Annotated in this window: 18 protein-coding genes; 8 read left to right on the forward strand and 10 right to left on the reverse strand. The window is 71.1% G+C overall.

Annotated elements, in window-relative coordinates; genetic code table 11:
- Nucleotides 1-16: 16 nt before the first annotated feature.
- On the forward strand, nt 17-304 hold the full coding sequence (locus WA670_RS17710; protein WP_238607504.1) for a type II toxin-antitoxin system Phd/YefM family antitoxin: 288 nt from the start codon (nt 17-19) through the stop codon (nt 302-304).
- Nucleotides 301-702, forward strand: a complete 402-nt coding sequence (locus tag WA670_RS17715) for a type II toxin-antitoxin system VapC family toxin (protein WP_336158299.1) — start codon at nt 301-303, stop codon at nt 700-702. Before WA670_RS17710 ends, WA670_RS17715 begins: the two co-directional genes overlap by 4 nt.
- 19 nt (nt 703-721) lie before the next feature.
- On the opposite strand, the gene WA670_RS17720 is transcribed toward WA670_RS17715, so the two are convergent.
- Nucleotides 722-1,639, reverse strand: coding sequence for a LysR substrate-binding domain-containing protein (locus WA670_RS17720; protein ID WP_051729680.1), 918 nt, complete (start codon nt 1,637-1,639; stop codon nt 722-724).
- A gap of 94 nt (nt 1,640-1,733) precedes the next feature.
- Between WA670_RS17720 and WA670_RS17725 the strand changes: the two genes are divergently transcribed.
- Entirely contained in the window at nt 1,734-2,801 is a 1,068-nt protein-coding gene (locus tag WA670_RS17725; protein WP_336158300.1) for an MBL fold metallo-hydrolase, read from the forward strand.
- Nucleotides 2,798-4,114: an MFS transporter gene (locus WA670_RS17730; RefSeq protein ID WP_336158301.1), complete on the forward strand. Its 1,317-nt coding sequence runs from the start codon at nt 2,798-2,800 to the stop codon at nt 4,112-4,114. The genes WA670_RS17725 and WA670_RS17730 overlap by 4 nt, the downstream gene beginning before the upstream one ends.
- A 47-nt stretch (nt 4,115-4,161) precedes the next feature.
- On the opposite strand, the gene WA670_RS17735 is transcribed toward WA670_RS17730, so the two are convergent.
- From WA670_RS17735 to WA670_RS17745, 3 genes are all read right to left on the reverse strand, one after another.
- The gene (locus WA670_RS17735) at nt 4,162-5,775 is read right to left on the reverse strand and encodes a PHP domain-containing protein (RefSeq protein WP_336158302.1); all 1,614 of its coding nucleotides are present in this window, start codon (nt 5,773-5,775) and stop codon (nt 4,162-4,164) included.
- Nucleotides 5,776-5,920: 145 nt separating this feature from the next.
- A complete protein-coding gene (locus WA670_RS17740) occupies nt 5,921-8,029 on the reverse strand; it encodes a 3-hydroxyacyl-CoA dehydrogenase NAD-binding domain-containing protein (protein ID WP_238607499.1) in 2,109 nt (702 codons plus the stop codon).
- Complete coding sequence (locus WA670_RS17745; protein ID WP_037819076.1) at nt 8,029-9,228, reverse strand: thiolase family protein; 1,200 nt, start codon at nt 9,226-9,228, stop codon at nt 8,029-8,031. The genes WA670_RS17740 and WA670_RS17745 overlap by 1 nt, the downstream gene beginning before the upstream one ends.
- Nucleotides 9,229-9,511: 283 nt before the next feature.
- Between WA670_RS17745 and WA670_RS17750 the strand changes: the two genes are divergently transcribed.
- Entirely contained in the window at nt 9,512-10,576 is a 1,065-nt protein-coding gene (locus tag WA670_RS17750) for a tetratricopeptide repeat protein (RefSeq protein WP_336158303.1), read from the forward strand.
- A 34-nt stretch (nt 10,577-10,610) separates the two neighbouring features.
- Here WA670_RS17750 and WA670_RS17755 read toward each other — a convergent pair whose 3' ends face one another.
- The 3 genes from WA670_RS17755 to WA670_RS17765 are packed head-to-tail and all read right to left on the reverse strand — an operon-like array spanning nt 10,611 to nt 13,499.
- On the reverse strand, nt 10,611-11,582 hold the full coding sequence (locus WA670_RS17755) for a 3-hydroxyacyl-CoA dehydrogenase NAD-binding domain-containing protein (RefSeq protein WP_336158304.1): 972 nt from the start codon (nt 11,580-11,582) through the stop codon (nt 10,611-10,613).
- Nucleotides 11,579-12,691 (reverse strand): NAD/NADP-dependent octopine/nopaline dehydrogenase family protein, encoded by a 1,113-nt coding sequence (locus WA670_RS17760; protein ID WP_336158305.1) that lies wholly within the window; start codon nt 12,689-12,691, stop codon nt 11,579-11,581. The genes WA670_RS17755 and WA670_RS17760 overlap by 4 nt, the downstream gene beginning before the upstream one ends.
- 37 nt (nt 12,692-12,728) lie before the next feature.
- Nucleotides 12,729-13,499 (reverse strand): SDR family NAD(P)-dependent oxidoreductase, encoded by a 771-nt coding sequence (locus tag WA670_RS17765; protein WP_336158306.1) that lies wholly within the window; start codon nt 13,497-13,499, stop codon nt 12,729-12,731.
- Nucleotides 13,500-13,550: 51 nt separating this feature from the next.
- On the opposite strand from WA670_RS17765, the gene WA670_RS17770 reads away from it, so the two are divergent.
- Entirely contained in the window at nt 13,551-14,315 is a 765-nt protein-coding gene (locus tag WA670_RS17770; protein WP_336158307.1) for an IclR family transcriptional regulator, read from the forward strand.
- A 35-nt stretch (nt 14,316-14,350) separates the two neighbouring features.
- On the opposite strand, the gene WA670_RS17775 is transcribed toward WA670_RS17770, so the two are convergent.
- From WA670_RS17775 to WA670_RS17785, 3 genes are all read right to left on the reverse strand, one after another.
- Nucleotides 14,351-15,622, reverse strand: coding sequence for a ribonuclease D (locus WA670_RS17775; RefSeq protein WP_238607493.1), 1,272 nt, complete (start codon nt 15,620-15,622; stop codon nt 14,351-14,353).
- Between the two features lie 71 nt (nt 15,623-15,693).
- Nucleotides 15,694-16,410 carry a response regulator transcription factor gene (locus WA670_RS17780; protein ID WP_033291604.1) on the reverse strand — a complete coding sequence of 239 codons (717 nt, stop codon included), beginning with the start codon at nt 16,408-16,410 and terminating at the stop codon, nt 15,694-15,696.
- 672 nt (nt 16,411-17,082) lie between these two features.
- Nucleotides 17,083-17,646, reverse strand: coding sequence for a DUF3000 domain-containing protein (locus WA670_RS17785; RefSeq protein WP_037819065.1), 564 nt, complete (start codon nt 17,644-17,646; stop codon nt 17,083-17,085).
- A gap of 492 nt (nt 17,647-18,138) precedes the next feature.
- Between WA670_RS17785 and hemE the strand changes: the two genes are divergently transcribed.
- Both hemE and hemG read left to right on the forward strand, forming a co-directional pair.
- Nucleotides 18,139-19,221, forward strand: coding sequence for a uroporphyrinogen decarboxylase (hemE, locus tag WA670_RS17790; protein ID WP_238607492.1), 1,083 nt, complete (start codon nt 18,139-18,141; stop codon nt 19,219-19,221).
- Nucleotides 19,218-20,627 carry a protoporphyrinogen oxidase gene (gene hemG, locus WA670_RS17795; protein WP_336158308.1) on the forward strand — a complete coding sequence of 470 codons (1,410 nt, stop codon included), beginning with the start codon at nt 19,218-19,220 and terminating at the stop codon, nt 20,625-20,627. The genes hemE and hemG overlap by 4 nt, the downstream gene beginning before the upstream one ends.
- The last annotated feature ends 13 nt before the right edge of the window (nt 20,628-20,640 follow it).

Genomic DNA, 20,640 nt, shown 5'->3' on the forward strand with positions numbered 1-20,640 from the left:
TGCTACACTCCTGCCTATGGGGTACGCAATCGGCCAGCGAGAGCTGCGCAACGACAACGCGGAGATCATGCGTCGCGTAGCAGCGGGCGAGTCGTTTGTGGTGACCCGCAACGGGAAGCCGGTAGCCGACCTGGTGCCGCACCGCGCCCCGGAGGAGCCGCGGCGAGACCGGACGCTCGGCGAGATCCAGGAAGCTTTCCGCGGGCTGCCGCCGATGGACAGCGCCGAATGGCGTCGCGAGCGGGAAGCCGACGACGCTGTCTTCGGGCCGGACCGCATCGGCGATCCCGGCGAAGACCAGTGACCGCTCCGTCCCGGGTGCTGCTCGACACTTCGGTGGTCATCGATCTCGAGCGGCTCGATCTGGGCCGGTACGCGTCCTCGGTGCCCGCGGTCAGTTCGGTGACCGTCGCGGAGCTGGCCTACGGCCTCGTCACCGACGATCCGGTCCGGCTCGCGGAACGGATCGAGCGCTACCGCCGTGTTCTCGACCAGTTCGCGGTGCTGCCGTTCGGCGTCGACGAAGCCAAGATGTACGGAACGGGTGCGGGACTGGTCCGGCGGTTCGGGCGGGATCCGCGTCCCCGCCGGATGGACCTGCAGATCGCGGCGACGGCGGCGGCGCACCAGATCCCGTTGCTCACCAGGAATCTCAAGGACTTCGCCGGGCTCGACCGGCTGCTGACCGTCATCGAGGTCTGAGCACGGCCGTCGACTGTCCTCATTGGACTGGACGGCCTTCGGTCCCGAACTCCCGGAGGCAGAATTCCGTGAGCTCGGCGAGCGCGGCCGTGGGTTTGCTGCCGCGGACCCGGGCGAGCACGACCGCGTTCTCGGGCAAGTCGTCGGCGATGCGCCGGTAGATCAGCGGCAGCCCGTCGTAGCTGAGGTCGCCGTGCGGTCTCCCCATGAGCAGCGAATAGCCGAGCCCGCGCGCGACCATCGCGCGGATGGTGTCGACGTTGGACATGCTCCAGCCGACCCGCGGTTCGACGCCGACGTGCCGCATCAGGTTCTCGACCAGATCGCGCGCGGGCTGCAGGGACGTCAGCACGGCGGGCTCGGCGCTGAGTTCGGCGAGGGCGATCTCGTCGCGGCCGGCGAGGCGGTGGTTCGCGGGCAGCACCAGGCGCAGCCGCACCGGGGCGATGCGTTCGTGGTCGAGTCCGCGGCGCAGATGCGCGGAATACATCAAGCACGCGTCGATGTCGCCGTCGGCCAGTTGCCGCTGGAGTTCGTCGGACGGGCCTTCGGCGATCTCCAGGCGCAGCGCGGGATGTTCGCGGAGGAAGTGCTCGATGATGCTGGGCAGCAGCCACGGCGACAGCGTCGGGAAGCAGCCGATCCGCAGCGTGCCGACCAGCTCGCCGCGCATGACGTGCGCGGTGTCGCGCAGCCGGTCGGTCTCGGCGAGCACCGCGCGTGCCTGGTCCGCGGCGAGCCGTCCGGCGCGGGTGAGCGTCACGCCGGTGGCTCGTCTGCGCAGGGTCAGCTGAACGGCGAGGCTGGACTCGAGGTCGGTCAGCGCTTGCGAAACGGCCCCGGGTGAGACGTGCAGAGCACGGGCCGCGTCGCTGATCGACCCTTTCTCCGCCACCGCGACGAAGTACTGGAGCTGTCTGAGAGTGAGTTCCTTCATCAGTTCTTCTTAAAAAGATCCGCATCTTTTATGGCTTTTCCTGAGATCGGGAGCCTCCCATACTGAGCCGGACTTGCTCAACGTGGAGGTCCGCATGCAGCCAGAATCCCCAGAATCCGCCCCGCCGTACGCCGTCGCGCTCGGCACCGCGGGCGGGCCGAGGTGGTGGGGCTCCGGCCCCGGTCCGCGCCGGTCCGGCATCGCCACCGCGGTCGTCGTGGGCGGCGCCGCGTACCTGGTCGACTGCGGGCAGGGCGCGGGGGAGCAGCTGAGCCGGGCCGGCATCCCGCTCCGGTCGCTGCGCGGCGTTTTCCTGACGCACCTGCATTCCGACCACACCGTCGACCTGGCGGCGCTGACCGTGTTCGGCTTCATGTCCATGCGGAGCCCGCGGCAGCGTCCGGTCGCGATCCTCGGGCCGGGCAACCGCGGCGCGCTGCCGCCGGTCTCGCCGGTCGCGGACGTCGCACCTCGTCCGGCGTTCCCGGACAACCCGACGCCCGGCACTGCCGAGATGGTGACGAAGCTGTTGCAGGCCTACAGCACCGACTTGACCGACCGCATGCTCGACTCGCTGCGGCCGTCCCCGCTGAGCTTCTTCACCGCCAGCGACATCGCGGTGCCCCAGGACATCGGCTACCACCCGAACGACAACCCGTGCCCGCCCGGAATGGAGCCGTTCGAGGTCTACCGGGACGAACTCGTGCGTGTCACCGCGACACTCGTGCGGCATCCCCCGGTCGCGCCGGCCTTCGCGTTCCGGTTCGACACCGACGCGGGATCGGTGACGATCTCCGGCGACACGGCCTACTGCGAGAACCTCGTCCGGCTGGCCGAGGACACCGACCTCCTGATGCACGAAGCGATCGACTTCGACTGGGTCGAGCGAAGCTACGCCGACGAAGACCCGAAAGTCGCGCGTGCGGCCAAACAGCACCACCACAAGTCGCACAGTTCGCCGCAGCAAGCCGGGCGAGTGGCCGCCGAGGCAGGCGCGCGGGCATTGGCCTTGCACCACCTCGTTCCCGGCGACGCGGACCCGTCGGTCTGGCGTGGCGCGCGGGACACCTACGACGGCCCGGTCCTGGTGCCCGACGACTTGCAGGTGATCAGTTTCGCGCGGGCCGGATCCCGTGTCCCGCAGCCGGTCGGTGAAGCGTGACCGCGAAGTCCGCCCAAGAGGCACCCGCTCTCGTCGACGGGCTCGGCCGCAAGCACCTGCGGCGGGTTCTGGCGTCCAGTTTTCTGGGCAGCGCCATCGAATTCTACGATTTCGTGCTCTACGCGACCGCCGCCGCGATCGTGTTCGGGCACGTCTTCTTCACCGGCCTGGGACCCGGTCTCGCCGCCTTCGCCTCCTTCGGCACCCTCGCGGCGGGCTATGCCGCGCGCCCGCTCGGCGGAATCGTCTTCGGGCACTTCGGCGACCGGCTCGGCCGCAAACGCGTGCTCGTCGTGTCGATGCTGACGATGGGCCTGGCCACCACGCTGATCGGACTGCTCCCGTCGAGCGCCCAGATCGGCGCGGCCGCACCGGCTCTGCTGATCGTGCTGCGGGTGTTGCAAGGCTTCGCCGTCGGCGGCGAATGGGGCGGAGCGATGACCATCGCGCTCGAACACGCGCCCGGCGGCAAACGCGGGTTCGCCGCCAGCTTCGCCAACCTGGGCGGCCCCGCGGGCGCCGTGCTGGCCAGCGGCGCGGTGACGCTCGCCAGCCTGCTGCCGGACCGGAGTTTTCTCAGCTGGGGATGGCGGATCCCGTTCCTGCTCAGCCTCGTGCTGGTCGCGGTCGGGCTGTGGGTGCGGTCCTCGGTCGAGGAAAGCCCGCTGTTCCGGCGGTTCCAGGCCGAGGCGGCGGAACGCCGGATGCCGCTGGCGGAGGTGTTCGCCGGGCACTCCCGCCAGGTCGTCCTCGGCCTGTTCGCCGGGCTGGCCATGTTCGGCATGATGGGCATCGCCACGATGTGGGCCGTCGATTTCGCGGTGGGCCACGGAGCCGACCGCACCGCCGTGCTCAACGCCAAGACCTGGGCGGCGGTCCTCATGTTCGGTGCCACGGTGGGCAGCGCGCTGCTCTCGGACCGGATCGGCCGCAAACCCGTGATGATCGCCGGGATCGTCGCCATGATGGCGTTCGCCTTCCCGATGCTGCGTCTCGTCGGCAGCGGGTCGGCGCTCGGTTACGCCGTGGCGGTGGCCGTCGGGCAGGGGCTCCAGGGCGTCGTTCTCGGTCCGTACGCGGCGTTCCTCGCCGAACTGTTCCCGACCCGGGTGCGGTTCACCGGAGCTTCCCTGTGCTACCAAGGCGCCTCGACCCTGTGGGCGGGCTTCACCCCGGCGATCGCCGCCAGCCTGGTCCTGACGGCGGGCGGCGGGACGACGCTGCTGGGCGTGGTGTGGATCGGGGCGCTTGTCGTCTGTCTGGCGGCGGTGCTGTGCACCCGAGAGGGGAAAGGCCGGGATCTCCCGGAGTGACGGCTGAGCAGGCAGGCGCGGCCGGAACCGCGCCTGCCTGACTGTCCTCAGTGGACGTCGACGAACGTGGGGTTCCCGTACAGCCACAGATCTTCGTACGGGTTCGCCTGCCCGATCACGTCCATCGCCGGCTCGATCCCGCCCGCGACGTGCCGCTTGCCGTCCGTTCCGCGCACCCGGACGTAGAACGGCTCCCGTACGTTGCGGAACGTGTGCTTGAACGTCACTCGCCGTCCTGCGTAGCCGCGCGAAGGCGTGAACGACTCCACCACGCGCGTACCCGGCGCAGTCATCGCGTCGCGATCCGCCGCCGGGCCGGTGACCGCGCCCGAGATCAGGTCCAGCCGGCCGAGGCGCGGCACCGAACCCGAGCCGTTCGGTCGGTATGCGGTCACCGCGGAAACCACGACCGTCACCGTCGAGCCTCGGCGCACGCGCAGCCGTCCGCCGAACGTCGTGCAGTCGCCGCTGCCGTGCACGCCGACTTCCAGCTGTTGCACCAAACCGCCGTGGGACAGCCAAATCCGGCCCGCGCGCAGGCCTTCCAGCACGCCCTCGAAGCCCGGCCGGGACACGCCGACCACGGTGCGGCTGAACTCGCCGGGGTAGAAATCCGCGTACGGCACGGACAATTGCGGGACCCCGCTGTCGACCGGGTCCGGGTACTTGCCGGTCTGCTCGTACCAGCCGTCCGGCACCGCCGGGCGCACGAGCTGGTCGCCGCGGTTGTAGTGCGAATCGGAGTTCGTGGTGATCCACCACGGTTTTCCTTCGGCCAGCAGGGAATCCCACAGCCCGCCGACCTTCGCCGTGGTCCAGTCCCAGCCGCCGAACGTGCGGTACGCCTCGGCGGGGAAGCCGGGCCACGAATCCGCGCCGGGGTTGTTGGCGTAGCCGCCTCGTGCGCCGCCATTGCCTTGCGGCTTGGGGAATCCGTCGGCCTGCGCACCGGGCGCGCCTTCCATGCCGATCACGATTCCGGGCGCGGTGTCGCGGTAGTTGCGCAGTTCGTGCGGTGACACCCGGCCGTTGCGCAGCGGGTGGTTGATCAGCACGACCGGCGCGTGGATCCGGCGCTTGCGTTCCTGCTCGGCAAGCCACCGCAAACCCTTGAGCGCCAGCGCTTCGTGCTCCGGGCTGGACGATTCGGAACCCGTCAGCCGCCAGTCGAAGCCGCGCTCGAATTCGCGCAGCACGGTGGCCTGGTCGCGGCCGGCCTGGAAGAACAAGGTCGCGTGCTCCGCGCCCGGCACGTTCCACTCCATGCCTTGCCACAGCAGCAGATCCGGATGCTTGCGCTGCGCGGCGAGCACGTCGCGGCTGGTCGGCTCCACCGACGACTTCTCGTGCGTCGCGTGCCCGTGATCAGTGAAAACGATCCACTTCGCGCCGTGCTCGCGCGCGCCGGACGCGATCCGGTCGATGGTGTACATCGCGTCGTACGAGTACTGGCTGTGCGTGTGGTGATCGCCGACGACCCACTGGTAGCGGCGGCCGAACAGCCAGTCGAGATCGATCCCGAGGTCGAGCCCCAGATCGAGGCCCGCCGCGTCGGCCTGGCCCGAGGCCAGCACCGGGACCCCGGCCGCGACCGCGCCGGCCAGTCCCGCGCGCTTGAGGAATCCGCGACGGCCGACGCCGTCCGGGTTCGTGCTGTTCATCCTGCTCCTGACCTGCTCCGATGATTCGGCAGGACGCTATGGGGCAGCGGTGAACGGCTGGTGCTCAGAAGGTCACGAAGCGCTCGGTGTGTCCGGGTTCACGGCGGAGCCGCCCTGCACGGAACAGGGCGGCTCCGCCAAGGCGTTACGCCGGAACCGAAGCGACACCCTGGGACAGGAACGGCTTCCCGTTGACCCGCTCGGACACGCCCGCCCGGTCGAGGTACGGCGTGATGCCGCCCAGCCAGAACGGCCAGCCCGCGCCGAGGATCAGGCACAGATCGATGTCCTGGGCCTCCGCGACCACGCCCTCGTCGAGCATGATCCGGACCTCTTCGGCGATCGCGTTCAGCGCGCGGTCGCGGACCTGCTCGGCGGTGGACGGCTGGTCGCCCTGCGTCCACAGTGCGGCGACCTCCGGGTCGACCGACGGCGTGCCGGTCGCGTCCCAGGTCCAGACGCCCTTCTTGCCCGCCTTCACGAACTTGTCCAGGTTCTCGCTCACGGTGAAGCGGTCCGGGAACGAGCCGTGCAGCGTCTCGCCGACGTGCAGCGCGATCGCGGGGCCGACGAGCTGCATCAGGTTCAGCGGCGACATCGGCAGGCCGAGCGGCTCCAGCGCGGAGTCGGCCACGTCGAACGGCGTGCCCTCGTCCACCGCCACCAGCACCTCGCCGAGGAAGCGCAGCAGCAGCCGGTTCACGACGAACGCCGTCGCGTCCTTCACCAGCACGCTCGACTTCTTCAGCTGCTTGCCGACCGAGAACGCCGTCGCCAACGCCGCGTCGTCGGTCTTCTCGCCGCGCACGATCTCCAGCAGCGGCAGCACGGCCACCGGGTTGAAGAAGTGGAAGCCGACCACGCGCTCCGGGTGCTGCAGCTTCGACGCCATCGCGGTGATCGACAGCGACGAGGTGTTCGTGGCCAGGATCGCCTCGGGGGAGACGTGCTGCTCCAGCTCGGCGAACACCTGCTGCTTCACGCCCAGCTCCTCGAACACGGCCTCGATCACGAAGTCCGCGTCGGCGAACGCGGCCTTGTCGAGCGAGCCGGTGACGAGCGCCTTCAGGCGGTTCGCGCCGTCCGGGGACACGCGCTTCTTGGCCAGAAGCTTGTCGATCTCCTCGTGGACATAGCCGACGCCCTTGTCGATGCGCGCCTGGTCGACGTCGGTGAGCACCACCGGCACCTTGAGGCGGCGCACGAACAGCAGCGCCAGCTGGCTGGCCATCAGGCCCGCGCCGACGATGCCGACCTTGTTCACCTTGCGCGCCAACGACTTGTCCGGCGCACCGGCCGGCCGCTTCGCCCGCTTGTTGACCAGGTTGAACGAGTACAGCCCGGCGCGCAGCACGTCCGACATCAGCAGTTCGGCGAGCCCGTCGGTCTCCGCCGCGTAACCGCGGTCGAGGTCGTTCTCCCGCGCCAGCTCCAGCAGTTCGACGGCCTTGGTCGCGCCCGGCGACGCACCGTGCGTGCGACCGTCCACGATGGACTTGGCCCGTGCGATCGCCGCGTCCCACTCCGCGCCGCGGTCGATTTCCCGGCGAGCCGGGGTGATCTCGCCGTTGACCACCTTGGCCAGCCACAGCAGCGACTGCTCGAGGTAGTCCGCGGAACCGAAGACCTCGTCGACGATGCCGAGTTCGGCGGCCTTGCGCACGTTCAGCATCTTGTTCTGCGCCAGCGCGTTCTCGATGATCACGGTGACGGCGGCGTCCGGGCCGATGAGGTTCGGCAGCAGTTGCGTGCCGCCCCAGCCCGGGAACAGGCCGAGGAACACCTCGGGGAACGCGATCGCCGCGGTGTTCTCCGACAGCGTCCGGTAGTGGCAGGACAGCGCGAGTTCGAGCCCGCCGCCCATCACCGCGCCGTTGACGAACCCGAACGTCGGGATCTTCGACTCGGTGAGCCGGCGGAACACGTCGTGCCCGGTCTGTGCGATCTCGCGCGCCAGCTTCGGGTCCGACACCGCCTCGACGCCGGAAAGGTCCGCGCCGACGGCGAAAATGAACGGCTTGCCGGTGACCGCGATCGCGGCGGGCTCGGCGGCGAACGCCTCGTCCAGCGCGGCGTTCAGTGCGACGAGACCCTGCGGGCCGAAGGTGTTCGGCCGCGTGTGGTCGTGGCCGTTGTCCAACGTGATCAGAGCGACCGGCTTGTCCAGCCCCGGGACCTTGACCAGGTTCGTGACCGCGTTGGTCACCACCTCGTCCGGGAACGCGGCCTTCGCCTCTTCAGCGGTGAAAGTCATTACTTCGCCCCCTCAGAGCCGTTGTAGGCCGGGTTTTCCCAGATCACGGTGCCGCCCATGCCGATGCCGATGCACATCGTGGTGAGGCCGTAGCGCACGTCCGGGCGCTCGGCGAACTGGCGCGCCAGCTGCGTCATCAACCGCACGCCGGACGAGGCCAGCGGGTGGCCGCACGCGATCGCGCCGCCCCACTGGTTGACCCGCGGGTCGTCGTCGGCGATGCCGAAGTGGTCGAGGAACGCGAGCACCTGGACCGCGAACGCCTCGTTGATCTCGAACAGGCCGATGTCGTCGATGGACAGGCCGGTGCGCTTGAACAGCTTCTCGGTGGCAGGCACCGGGCCGATGCCCATGACCTCCGGCTCGACGCCCGCGAACGAGTAGCCGACCAGCCGCATCCCGATCGGCAGGCCCAGCTCGCGCGCGGTGTCCTCGTCGGCGAGGATCGCCGCGGTGGCGCCGTCGTTGAGCCCGGCCGCGTTGCCCGCGGTGATCCGGCCGTGCGGGCGGAACGGCGTCTTCAGCTTCGCCAGCTGCTCGACGGTTGTGCCCGGGCGCGGCGGCTCGTCCTCGGTCGCGAGGCCCCAGCCCAGTTCCTTGCTGCGCGTGGCGACCGGAACCAGCTCCGGCCCGATCTTGCCGGTCTTCACGGCCTCGGCGTAGCGCTCCTGGCTGCGCGCGGCGAACGCGTCCGTGCGCTCCTTGGTGATCTCCGGGAAGCGGTCGTGCAGGTTCTCCGCGGTCTGGCCCATCACGAGCGCGGTCGGGTCGACCAGCTTGTCCGCGACGATCCGCGGGTTCGGGTCGACGCCCTCGCCCATCGGGTGGCGGCCCATGTGCTCGACGCCGCCCGCGATGGCGATGTCGTACGCGCCGAAGCCGATGCCGCTCGCGGTGGTGGTCACCGCGGTCATCGCGCCCGCGCACATCCGGTCGATCGCGAAGCCCGGCACGGACTTCGGCAGCCCGGCGAGCAGCGCGGCGGTGCGGCCGATGGTCAGGCCCTGGTCGCCGATCTGCGTCGTCGCGGCGATCGCCACCTCGTCCACGCGCTCGGGCGGCAGCTCCGGATGCCGCCGCAGCAGCTCGCGGATGGCGTTGACGACGAGGTCGTCCGCCCGGGTCCCGGCGTACATGCCCTTGTCGCCCGCCTTGCCGAAGGGCGTGCGTACCCCTTCGACGAAGACGACATTGCGCACCCCTCGCGCGGTGGGCGCGAGCGGCGGCGTTGCTGGTGCGGCCACGAATGCTCCTGAAGTCGAGAGTGTTCCTGTCCCGCACCCTAGCCCTTGTTACCGGTGGGTAACCAGGGGAGTGGCCCGGTCGAGTGGGGGACGGCACACTCCCGGGTTCGCGGGGCGGCCCTGGCGACCCGGCCACGGCTGCTGCTTGCGGAGGCGTTTGGTCCGAAGCATCCGGATGCCGTCGAAGCATCCGGGTGGTTGACGAAGGATTGAACGGCGCAGCAGGCAGACTGTCCAAGTGGGACTCTTCCGCACGAAGCCAGAGCCGGCCGACGAGGTCGCCGCGCTGCAGTCCGCCCTCGCGAAGGCGCGCAACCCGAACAGCGTGCCGAACCTGCGTAGGCGGCTTCTGCTGGGTCAGTCGCTGGTCAAGAACGAGGACTGGCCCGCCGCCGAACGGCACTACGCGGACCTGGTGCCCGCGTTGACGGACGTCTTCGGTCCGCGCGAGCCGAACACCCTTGCCGCGTGGGCGAATCTGGCGTGGTGCCAGACGTCGCAGGGCCGTCCGGCAGAGGCGATCCCGCTGCTGGAACGCACCGCGGAGCTGTTCGAGGAAACGTGGGGCGCGCGCCAGCCCGCGACCTTCAAGACCCAGCTGTTCCTCGCGGAAGCCTATGCCGTGGCGGCGCAGTACGAAGACGCGCTGGCGGTCCTGGACGCGCATGTCGGCTACTGCACGGCTGAACTCGGCCCGGCGCACCCTCGGACGAAAGCCGGTCGACGCCGGAAGATCACCGTGCTGCGTGCGCTCGCCCGCTACGAGGCGGCTGAGCATCTGCTGTCGGACGAGGATTCGCTCTGCGAGACCGACGAGCAACGGGACGCGATCCGCGGTCTCCGTTTGGTGGTGCAAGCCGAAACCGGGGACCCGGAGGCGGCGATCGCTCCGCTGCGCGAGTTGTACGGGAAGCGGCAAGCTCTGGCGGAAAGCCTGGCGACCGTGCTGCTGAAAGCGGGGCAAGCCGCCGAGGCAGCCGACCTGCTCCGCGAGCTTCTGGTTGCAGCGCGAGGCCGAGGCGCGCTGCTCCTGCGCGGCACCCTCGCGCAAGCCTGCGTCGAGAGCGGCAACCTGGACGAAGCGGAGCACTCCGCGCGAACCGTGCTGGCCGCCGGTGCCTGGCCAGCCGGACACCCCGTGGTGCTCGGCCTCCGCGCGACACTGGCCCGAGCCGCCGCCCAACGCGGCGACCGAACGGGTGCCGCGGCCGAGCTGGAATCCGTGGTATCCGCCTTCAAAGCGGTTTTCGGCGATGCCCATCCGCGCACCGTCCAGGCAACCGGCTGGCTGAAGGAGTGCTGACGGCCGCGGGCCCGAACCCGCGGCCGCCGAAGGATCACTCCGCCGATTCGTCCTCCGGACGCACCGGAACCGGCGTCCCGTCCCGCAAATGCGGTTCCCGCAGCCGGAAGATCTCCTCGAACTCCCGCATCCGCGCCGCCCGGTAGTCCGGCACCCCGGCCTGGTCGAAGCGGTAGAACCCGGCTCCGTCCTGGAGGCCGCGCCGCTGGCCGGTCATGTTGTCCTCGACGATCGCGGGTGCCTGGAACCGCTCGCCGAGTTCGCCGGTCAGGTAGCGCGAGGCGTAGTACAGGATGTCGCCGCCGCCCCAGTCGATGAATTCCAGCGGGCCCAGCACCGAAAACCGCGGCCCGAGCCCGGCGCGCACGGCGAGGTCGATCTCGGCGGCTCCGGCCACCCCTTCCTCGACCATCCGCGCGGCCTCGTTCATCAGCAGCGCCTGCAGCCGCGGCACGATGTACCCGGCGGCGGGCCCGCACACCACCGGCACCTTGCCGATTTCGCGCAGCAGTTCCACGAGCCGGTCGACCGCGGCCGGGTCGGTGGCGTCGCTGCGGCTGACCTCGACCAGCGGCATCAGCTCGGCCGGGTTGAGCCAGTGCGCGTTGACGACCCGCTCCGGCCGGTCGGCGAGTTCCGCGATCTGCGTGACCAGGAAGGTCGACGTCGTCGAGGCCAGCACCGCCGACTCCGGCACCTGCGAACCGAGCCAGCCGAACACCTCGCGCTTGACGTCCATGACCTCCGGCACGGCCTCGAACACTACGGTCGCGTCGGCGAGTTCCTTCGCCGAACGGTCGCCCAGCGTCAGGCTTTCCAGCGCGTCCGCGTGGCCGAACATCGCGCGGAGCCGGTCGGCGAGACGCTTGCGGACCTCGTCGCGCCGGAGCTGGCGTTCCTCCTCGGTGCGGTCCTTGACGTCCGCGAGCAGCACCGGATGTCCCGCCGCGAGGAAGGCCAGCGCGATGCCCTCGCCCATCCGCCCGGCGCCGACGATGGCGATCACGACTGGACTCCGTCCCGCAGCAGCTCGGTCAGCCCGGCCCGGTCGAGATCCGCCAGGCCGAGATTCTCGAAAGTCCGTCCCTCGGCGTAGAAATCGCGGCCGGTGATCGCGGAACCGAGCGCCAGCAGACCTTCCGCGACCGGCGTCGGAACCCCGGCCCACCGGCCCGCGGACACCAGCAGCGACAGCCCGAGCCGGGTGTCTTCCACCATGTAGCGATGCGTGTGGAGGTCGATCTTCTCGCGCCAGTCGCCGCTGTCGGTGAGCCGCTCGTGCGCCGAGCGGCCGTACATCCACTCGTCGCCGTCGGCGGCGTAGTGATCGGCCAGCGGGAAGTGCGGCGCGCCGTAGCCGAACGCTTCGCGCAGCGCGACCCGCTCGGCGTCCAGCGCGTCGGTGACGCTGCGGATGGACGGCTGTGTGCCCTCGTTGTGGATGTCCCAGGCGGCGAAATGCTCCAGCGGACCGGCGTTCATCGTGATCAGCGGCGGGTGGATGATCGGGCCCGCGTTCATCAGCGCGCCGCTGAGCCCGTCGCCCGCGTCCTCGACGCTCGGGTACGCCTCGCGCAGCGTCTTGAACGCGCTTTCCGCCAGCCGCAACGGGAAAACCCCGGTCGGCAGCCGGGTCGCGTACCCGCTGATCACCACTTCCGCGTCCCCGTGCCGGCGCGCGAGATAAGGCAGCGTCCCGGCTTCGGCGAACGCGATCTCCGCACTTCCGCCCGCCTCCGCGACGGCCTTGGCGAACACCATCGAACCGAACGTGCCCGGCGGCATGAACACCACCTGGCCCTCGGTCAGCAGCGGAGCGAGCTGAGGAGCCAGGTCGTCGTGCGTGGTCGACGGCAGCGGGATCACGACCAGGGCCGCGTCGCGCACCGCCTCGGCGAGGTCCGCCACCGGGTTGATTTCCCCGGTGCCGTCGCCCACCGGCACCGATCGGGAGCCTCGGTAATCCCGGACGCTCACCGCTCCGGTCGCGCGCACCGCTTCCAGCGCTTCGGCGTTCCGCCGCCACCAGCGCACTTCGTGGCCGTTCTCGGCGAGCTCCGCCACCGTGGCCCAGGAACCGTGTCCGCCCCCGAGAACCGCGATCTTCACTGTCATGTGCTCCTGTCTCGTACTGGTGTGCTGTCGCACTTTCTCACGGATCGACCAGGTCGGTCTCGGCCCACAGCCGATCTTGCTGCTCGCGCACGATCGCCCCGAACTCGCCCGGCACGATCGTCCGGTACGACCCGGATTCGACCGCCACCCGCGCGATCGTCTCGACCGCCTGCGCCGGATCGCGTTGCATCGCGAGGAAATCCGAAAAGTCGTGCTCCGAGGCAGGCGCGTTCTCGACGAGTTTTTCGTTGAATCCCGTGGAAAACGGCCCGGGCTCGACGACCCGGACTTCGATCCCGTGCGGCCGCAGTTCCTGGCGAACCGCCTGCGCCATGGCTTCGAGGGCGAACTTGCTCGCCCCGTACGGACCCGCCCCGGGCGCGACGAACAGCCCCGCCACCGACGTCACGAACACGATCCGCCCGCCGCGCCCGGCGGCGACGAGCCGATCGGCGACCAGCCGCGTCAGCTCGAGCGTGCCGAAGACGTTGACCTCGAACGTCTTCCGGACCATTGCGGAATCCGTGCGCAGAAGCGGACCTTCCGCACCGAATCCGGCGTTGTTGAGCAGAACGGACGCGTCGAGCGCCGCCGCTGCCTCGCGATCAGCCGGATCGAGCAGATCGAGCCGGGAGACCTCCGCCGCAAGCCCGCGCTCGGCGAACGCCGCCCGCGTCGGCTCGATCTGGTCGTCCCGTTCGACGGTGGCGAACACCCGATGCCCGCGCGCCGCGAGCGTCAATCCCGCTCCCAGCCCCAGACCCGATCCCGCCCCGGTGATCACAACTGACTCGCTTGGCCGACCCACGCCCGCAGTGTCGCTTGCGCCGAGGCCCGGCCTCAATCAGACTTCCGCCACATGGAAGCCAGACCCACCGCGGCGGCGCGGCTGCTGTCGGTCCTGGACTGCTTCAGCCCGCAAACGCCGGTGCTTTCCCTGACCGAGATCGCCCAGTCCGCGAGCCTGCCGTTGAGCACGGCACACCGGCTGGTCGGCGAGCTGGCCGAATGGGGAGCGCTGGTCCGCGACGAACACGGCGGCTATCACCTCGGCCTGAAACTGTGGGAGCTCGGCTCGCTGTCGCTGGCCAGGGCGTCGATCCGCGAAATCGCCCTGCCGTACCTGGGCGACCTGTTCGACGCGACCGGCGAAAACGTGCACCTGTCCGTGCTGGACGGGACTGACGTCGTGTTCCTGGCCAGGCTGGCGGGACACCGTTCGGTCGGCATCCTGACCACGACCGGCAGCCGCCTTCCCGCGACCACCACCGCCACCGGCCGCGTCCTGCTCGCGCACGCCGCCGCCGACACCCGCGAATCCGCGCTGACCAGCCCGATCGCCGCGGAAACCCCGCACACCACGACTGACCCGGAAACCCTGCGCGCCGAACTCGCCGACATCGCCCGCACCGGCTATTGCGTCGCCGATCGCCAGCTCGCCGACGACGCGGTCGCCGTCGCCGCCCCGATCCGCGACGCCACCGCACGGGTCACCGCCGCGGTCGCGGTCGTGGGCCGCCGAGAGACGACCTCGGTAGCGCATCTGGTGCCCGCGGTGGTCACCACGGCGACCGGCGTGGCGCGGTCGCTCGGCTACCGCCGACCGACGCGTCGCCGTACGTGAGGTCTCACCTAGAGGTCTGAACCACCCGGCGCAGGTCAGGAAGCCGTGCTGTGCAACGCCTTGCTCAGCACCGCCGCGGTCAGCTCGACCTGCCACGGCCGCGCCCCGCCCGCCCGCAGCGCGTCCGCGACCGAGTCCTCCGCGAGATCGGCCGGGGGACGCCAGCAGGTACGCCGGACCAAATCCGGCAGCAGGAGGTTCTCCACCGGCAGCTTGCGGTCCTCCGCGATCGCGGCCAACGCGGCACGCGCGGCGGCGAGCCGGGCGGCGGCGTCGGGGTCCTTGTCGGCCCAGCGGTTCACCGGCGGCGGACCGTCGTTGGGCTGGCTCGGGCTCGGCAGCTCGCTCGCCGGCAGCGCTTTGGCCGCCTGGAGGTGCCGCAGCCAGCTCGCGGTGTACTTGCGCTGCACGCGTCCGCTGAACACCGGCAGCGCCTGCAACTCCTCGACCGTCTTCGGGTCGGAGGTCACCGCGTTGACGATCGCGCTGTCGGGCAGGATCCGGCTCGGCGCGCGGTCGCGTTTGCGGGCCAGTTCGTCGCGGGCCTGCCACATCTCGCGCACCGCGGCGAGGCCGCGCGGGCTGCGGATCTTGTGCACCCCGGACGTCCGGCGCCACGGTTCGGCGCGCGGCGCGGGCGGGGGAGCGGTGCGCACGGCCTCGAACTCCTGCTGCGCCCACTCCAGCTTGCCCTGCGCGGCCAGCTCGGTCTCGAGCTTCGCGCGCAGTTCGTTGAGCAGCTCGACGTCGAGCGCGGCGTAGTTGAGCCAGTCGATCGGCAGCGGACGCTTCGACCAGTCCGCGGCGCTGTGGCCCTTTTCGAGGGTGTACCCGAGCAGCAGCTCCACGAGCGTGCCCAGCGCGACGCGTTCGTACCCGGCCAGCCGTCCGGCCAGCTCGGTGTCGAACAGCGAACGCGGCCGCAGGTCCAGCTCCGCCAGGCACGGCAGATCCTGGGACGCTGCGTGCAGCACCCATTCGGTGTCGTTGAGGACGTCCCGCAGCGGGGCGAGGTCGTCGGCGAGCGCGATCGGGTCGATCAGCACCGTGCCGGAGCCTTCGCGGCGCAGCTGGACGAGATAGGCCTTGGGCCAGTAGCGATAGCCCGACGCCCGTTCGGTGTCGACGGCCACGGCACCCGTGCCCGCGGCGAGCCGCGCGCACGCCTCGGCGAGCGCGTCGGGATCGGCCACGACCGGAGGGGTGCCCTCCGCCGGTTCCCTGAGCAGCACCGGCGTTCGGGAGTCCCCGGAGGGGTCGGTGGTCTCGTCTCCGGTCCGGGCTCCGTCCGCCTGTGCAGTTCCCATGTCCGACGACCCTACGGGACGGGCGGACCGCGCCTGGTCCGCCCGCCCCGCAGGGACGTGGTTCGTCGTCGTCAGCGGATCACGCCGGCTCGCATCGCCAGCGCGACCATCTGCGCCCGGTCGCCCGTGCCGAGCTTGCGCCCGATGCGGGACAGGTGGGACTTGACGGTGAGCGCGGAGAGGGAAAGCTCCTCCCCGATCTCCTTGTTCGACTGCCCGTCCGCGACGAGCTGGAGCACCTCCACCTCGCGAGCCGACAGCTCGCGCGGGGTGTTGTCGGTGCCCGCCACTCGCGTGCCGGTCGCCAGGACCGGGGCCACGCTCGGGTCGGCGTAAACGCCGCCTTCGAGAACCCGGCGCACGCCGTCGGTGACCACCACCGGCGACGCCGACTTCAGCAGGTACGCCTGAGCTCCGGCCTGGAACGCGGAGCGCACCGCGTACGGGTCGTCGGAGGATGCCAGGACCACCACGCGCGGCCAGCCGTGGCTACGGAGTTCCGTAACCAGTTCGATTCCGCTGCCGTCCGGCAGTCCGAGATCGAGGATCGCCAGGTCGCACGGGCCGGTGGCCTGTGCTCGCGCCCTCGCCTCGGCCACCGTGGCGGCTTCGTGGACAGTGCCCGCACCCATTTGTGCGAGTCGTGCTGCGATTGCCTCCCTCAACAGCGGGTGGTCATCGACCACCAACACGGAAAAAAGCTCTTCCCGCGGGTGCGGAACCATGCTCGCCGGCAAGGCGCCGGCTGGCGTGGATCGGACGGCCTGAGATAAGCCGACGGTAGCCACGTCACTACCTCCCTGGAGTCGGTCGTGCCCCCCGACCGGCACCGGGACCTTCGGCCGTTCAGCCGCGCCAGCTTTAGACCGAAAGTGGTGTCGTCCCAGGCACTGTAGCCGTCCGGACGCCGTTGCGGGGGGATCGAATGGGTATCTATCCGAAACAGTTCGTCACTCAGCGAGGTCGTTGTAACACGATCGGACTAACGATCGGAGTCTTGTTAACAACTGACGACCGGGCTGCGATGCACCTGAGTTACCGGCAATGAAACGGGCGTGCAGATGGCCCGTGCACCTGCGGGTGCTCGCGGAGCCGGGCTGCCGCCCCCGCGATCCGGATCCGGAAATGCGCCCCGGCCGGGGCAAGATCATTTTCTTTCATGTTTTGCCGCCCGCGCCGCGCGGCCGCTCGCTCCCGCCCGGAGAGGCCGGAAAGGGCCCGGAAACCGCGTCGGAGCTGGTTACCGGGGGTTCACTGCCTGTGATCACGCCCGGCCACGAACGTGCGGCATCCGGAGCAGCGCCCGCTGCGGTCCACGATGGACGGTCGGGAGCGGACGCCCGGAAGCCCCGCCGAAGATCCCGCGGGAGCGCCGCGGGGGCCCGGATCCGCCCGGGAAGGCGCGTTCGTGCGCGTGCAAGCGCCGCGGAGACGCTGCCCGACCGGGTGAACTTAGGAAATCAGGAGCTCTGCCGCTGCTCGAACAGCGTGACGCCCACCGGAGGCAGCCCCACGACGCTCGCCATCACCTGGCAGAACGCGAGCCCGTGCGGCCCGAGCGCGCCGTCGGTGGGGGTCCAGGACGCCCGCAGCTCGAGGTCGTCGGTGCGGGCCGGACCGGAGATGTCGCCGAACCGGGCCGAGGACGTCTCGGTGACGGTGCCGCCGAGCGCCTTCCACGACGCACCGGAGGCCTCCAGCGCGTCGGTGAGCCACGACCAGCCGACCGCCGGGAGGAACGGATCCGTGGCCAGCTCGCGGTCGAGCTCGGCGCGGACGTACATGACCAGCCGCAGCACGCCGTCCCAGCCCTCCTGGCCGTCCGGGTCGTGCAGCAGGACCAGCCTGCCGGACGCCAGCACGTCCGCGGGCCCGGAAACGTCGCAGCTCAACGCATAGGACCACGGCGCGAGCCGCTGCGGCGCACGCATCGTCTCCAGGCGGATCTCCGGGCGCGGCCGGACGGCTTGCAGCGCCGCGACGGCTTCGCGGAAGAGATCGGGCACTGGCGTCATCGCGGTCACGCTCCGACTGTAGGGCGGCGACACCCGGTTGCGGACGCAGGCGCGCCGAGCGAGACCGACCCGCGACCCACGGGACCGCTTCGGCTCCCCTGCGCGGGGCCGCGGCGTGTGGAGGTCCGTGACGGAATCAGACCACGGGACGGCTCCGGCGGCCCTCCGCTTCCCTCTCGCGGGGGAGAGGGAAGCGGATTCCCCAGAGTTCCCCGTGGACCTAATCAGCGCGCTGTGCTGGGCGGACCCTCGTTCCGCGGTAGATGCTGCGCCGGGGCTGGGGTGCGTTCCCCCAGGGGTCCTCTCGCTGCGCTGTGCTGGGTGGCCTTTCGCTCTGCGGTAGATGCTGCGCCGGTGCTGGGCGCGTTCCCCAGGGTTCCCCTCGCGGATCTGCGCGGCTGTGCTGTGCTGGGCGGACTCTCGCTCCGCGGAAGACGCACCGCCGGGGGCTGGGCGCGTTGGACACGGGGCGGCCCGGGACTGTCGGGCCCGCGTGGGACCATGGGGTTCGTGCCTCAGGTTTCGTCCGCGCCCGTCGGCGCCCCGTCCGTTTCGCCCCGTCGCGCCCTGCCCGGCTCGGCCTTCCTCGCCGCCGCGCGCGGGGAGCGGCCGGCGCACGTTCCGGTGTGGTTCATGCGCCAGGCCGGTCGTTCGCTGCCGGAGTACCGCGCGCTGCGCGAGGGCGTCCCGATGCTCGACGCGTGCTTCGACCCGGAGATGCTCGCCGAAATCACGATGCAGCCGGTCCGCCGGCTGGGCGTCGACGCGGCGATCCTGTTCAGCGACATCGTGGTCCCGCTCAAGGCGGCGGGCGTCGACATCGACATCGTCCCCGGCACCGGCCCGGTCGTGGCCTCGCCGGTGCGCGACGCGGACGCCGTGCGCGCGCTGCCGAAGCTCGAACCGGAGCAGGTCGGCAAGGTCGCCGAGGGCGTCCGGCTGCTGGTGGAGCGGCTCGGCGAAACGCCGCTGATCGGGTTCGCCGGCGCGCCGTTCACGCTGGCCAGCTACCTGATCGAGGGCGGCCCGAGCCGCAACCACGAGCACACCAAAGCCCTGATGCACTCGCAGCCCGAGGTCTGGCACGACCTCGCCGCGCGCCTCGCCGACATCGCCGTCACGTTCCTGCGCGCCCAGCTCGACGCGGGCGTCGACGCGGTGCAGCTGTTCGACTCGTGGGCCGGTGCGCTGTCCGAGCGCGACTACCGCGAGTTCGTGCTGCCGCATTCGACCCGGGTGCTGGCCGTGGCCGGCGAGTACGACGTGCCGCGGATCCACTTCGGCGTCGGCACCGGCGAACTGCTCGGCGCGATGCGCGAGGCGGGCGCGGACGTGGTCGGCGTCGACTGGCGGATCCCGCTCGACGTGGCGGTCCACCGGCTCGGCGGCAAGGTGTCCGTGCAGGGCAACCTCGACCCGGCGCTGCTGTACGCGTCGTGGCCGGTCCTGGAGGCCGAGGTGCGCCGGATCGTCGAAGAGGGCCGCGCGGCTCGCGGGCACGTCTTCAACCTCGGCCACGGCGTGCTGCCGAGCGTCGACCCGGAGGTGCTGAAGCGGGTCGTCGACCTGGTGCACTCGCTGTGAAACACGTCGCGGTCGTCGGCGGCGGGATCTCCGGGCTGGCCGCGGCGTACCGGGTGCGCCGGCTGCTCGGCGACCGGGTGACGATCACCGTTTTCGAGAGCACGTCCGCGATCGGCGGCAAGCTGCGCACGGCGGAGGTCGGCGGAGTCAGCTACGACGTCGGGGCCGAGGCGTTCCTCGCCCGGCGGCCCGAGATGGTTTCGCTGGTCGAGGAGGTCGGCCTCGCCGATCGCCTGGTCCATCCGACGAAGGCGCGCGCCAAGATCCACGCCGGCGGTTCGGTGCAGAGCCTGCCGCCCGGCACCGTGATGGGAGTCCCGGCGTCCGCGGACTCGGTCGCGGGCGTGCTGTCCGAGGACGGCCGGAGCGCGGTCGAGAAGGAACGCTCGCTAGGTCCGGTCGAACTGGGCGAGGGCGACGTCCCGCTCGGGCCCTTGCTGCGCACACGCTTCGGAGATGAGCTGGTAGACCGGCTGGTCGACCCGCTGCTGGGCGGCGTGTACGCGGGCGGTGCCGACGGCCTCGGCCTCCGCGCGACGATGCCCGGCCTGGCCAACGCGATCGACGGCGGAGCGGGTTCGCTCACCGAAGCTGCGTCGTCGCTGCTGCCGAAAACGCCGGGCACCGCACCGGTTTTCGGCAGCCTCACCGGAGGCTTGCGAGGCTTGCTCGACCGGTTGCTGGAGCTTTCCGGCGCCGAACTGCGCACTTCGTCGACGGTCCGCGCGCTGACGCGGACGCCGTCCGGATGGCGTCTCGAATTCGGTGCTGCCGCGCCAGCGCACGCGCTTGCCGACAGCCCGGCGGATGCGGACGCGGTGCTGCTCGCCGTGCCCGCGCCAGCCGCCCGGAAACTGCTCGACGGGGTGGTCCCGGCGGCTTCGACCGCGTTCGGCGAGGTCGAACTGGCGTCGATGGCCGTCGTCGCGTTCGCGTTCCCGCCCGGCACGGAGCTGCCGGATGCGTCCGGAATCCTCATCGGCGCGGGGGAGCGGGACGCGGAAGGCGTGCCGTACGCGTCCAAGGCGTTCACGTTTTCGTCGAACAAGTGGGCTCACCTCGGCGACGCCGGACCGGTGCTGGTACGCGGTTCAGTCGGCCGGTTCGGCGAGCCCGGCGCGCTGAACGGCGACGACGATGCCCTGGTCGCAGCGGTCCGCGCGGATCTGGCCCGGCTCGCCGGCGTCACCGCGAAGCCGATCGACACCCTGGTGACGCGCTGGGGCGGCGGCCTCCCGCAATACGGCACGGGGCACCTGGAACGGGTGACCCGGATCGAGAGGGCAGTCGCAGATGTCCCGGGCCTGGCCGTGGCGGGCGCCACGCTGCACGGCGTTGGCCTGCCAGCGTGCGTGGCCACGGCCGACGCCGCTGCCCGGCGGATCGCGGAGCAGCTCTTCGTGTGACGGAGCCCCATGG

Source organism: Amycolatopsis sp. VC5-11 (assembly GCF_037034185.1).
Lineage (GTDB): Bacteria > Actinomycetota > Actinomycetes > Mycobacteriales > Pseudonocardiaceae > Amycolatopsis > Amycolatopsis nivea.

Excerpts from the sequence above, each read along its gene's own strand:
- hemE (WP_238607492.1), top strand. The coding sequence starts at position 18,139 with ATGGGGTTCGTGCCTCAGGTTTCGTCCGCGCCCGTCGGCGCCCCGTCC.
- WA670_RS17770 (WP_336158307.1), top strand. The coding sequence starts at position 13,551 with ATGGAAGCCAGACCCACCGCGGCGGCGCGGCTGCTGTCGGTCCTGGAC.
- WA670_RS17710 (WP_238607504.1), top strand. The coding sequence starts at position 17 with ATGGGGTACGCAATCGGCCAGCGAGAGCTGCGCAACGACAACGCGGAG.
- WA670_RS17720 (WP_051729680.1), bottom strand. The coding sequence starts at position 1,639 with ATGAAGGAACTCACTCTCAGACAGCTCCAGTACTTCGTCGCGGTGGCG.
- WA670_RS17760 (WP_336158305.1), bottom strand. The coding sequence starts at position 12,691 with ATGACAGTGAAGATCGCGGTTCTCGGGGGCGGACACGGTTCCTGGGCC.
- WA670_RS17725 (WP_336158300.1), top strand. The coding sequence starts at position 1,734 with ATGCAGCCAGAATCCCCAGAATCCGCCCCGCCGTACGCCGTCGCGCTC.
- WA670_RS17740 (WP_238607499.1), bottom strand. The coding sequence starts at position 8,029 with ATGACTTTCACCGCTGAAGAGGCGAAGGCCGCGTTCCCGGACGAGGTG.
- WA670_RS17735 (WP_336158302.1), bottom strand. The coding sequence starts at position 5,775 with ATGAACAGCACGAACCCGGACGGCGTCGGCCGTCGCGGATTCCTCAAG.
- WA670_RS17775 (WP_238607493.1), bottom strand. The coding sequence starts at position 15,622 with ATGGGAACTGCACAGGCGGACGGAGCCCGGACCGGAGACGAGACCACC.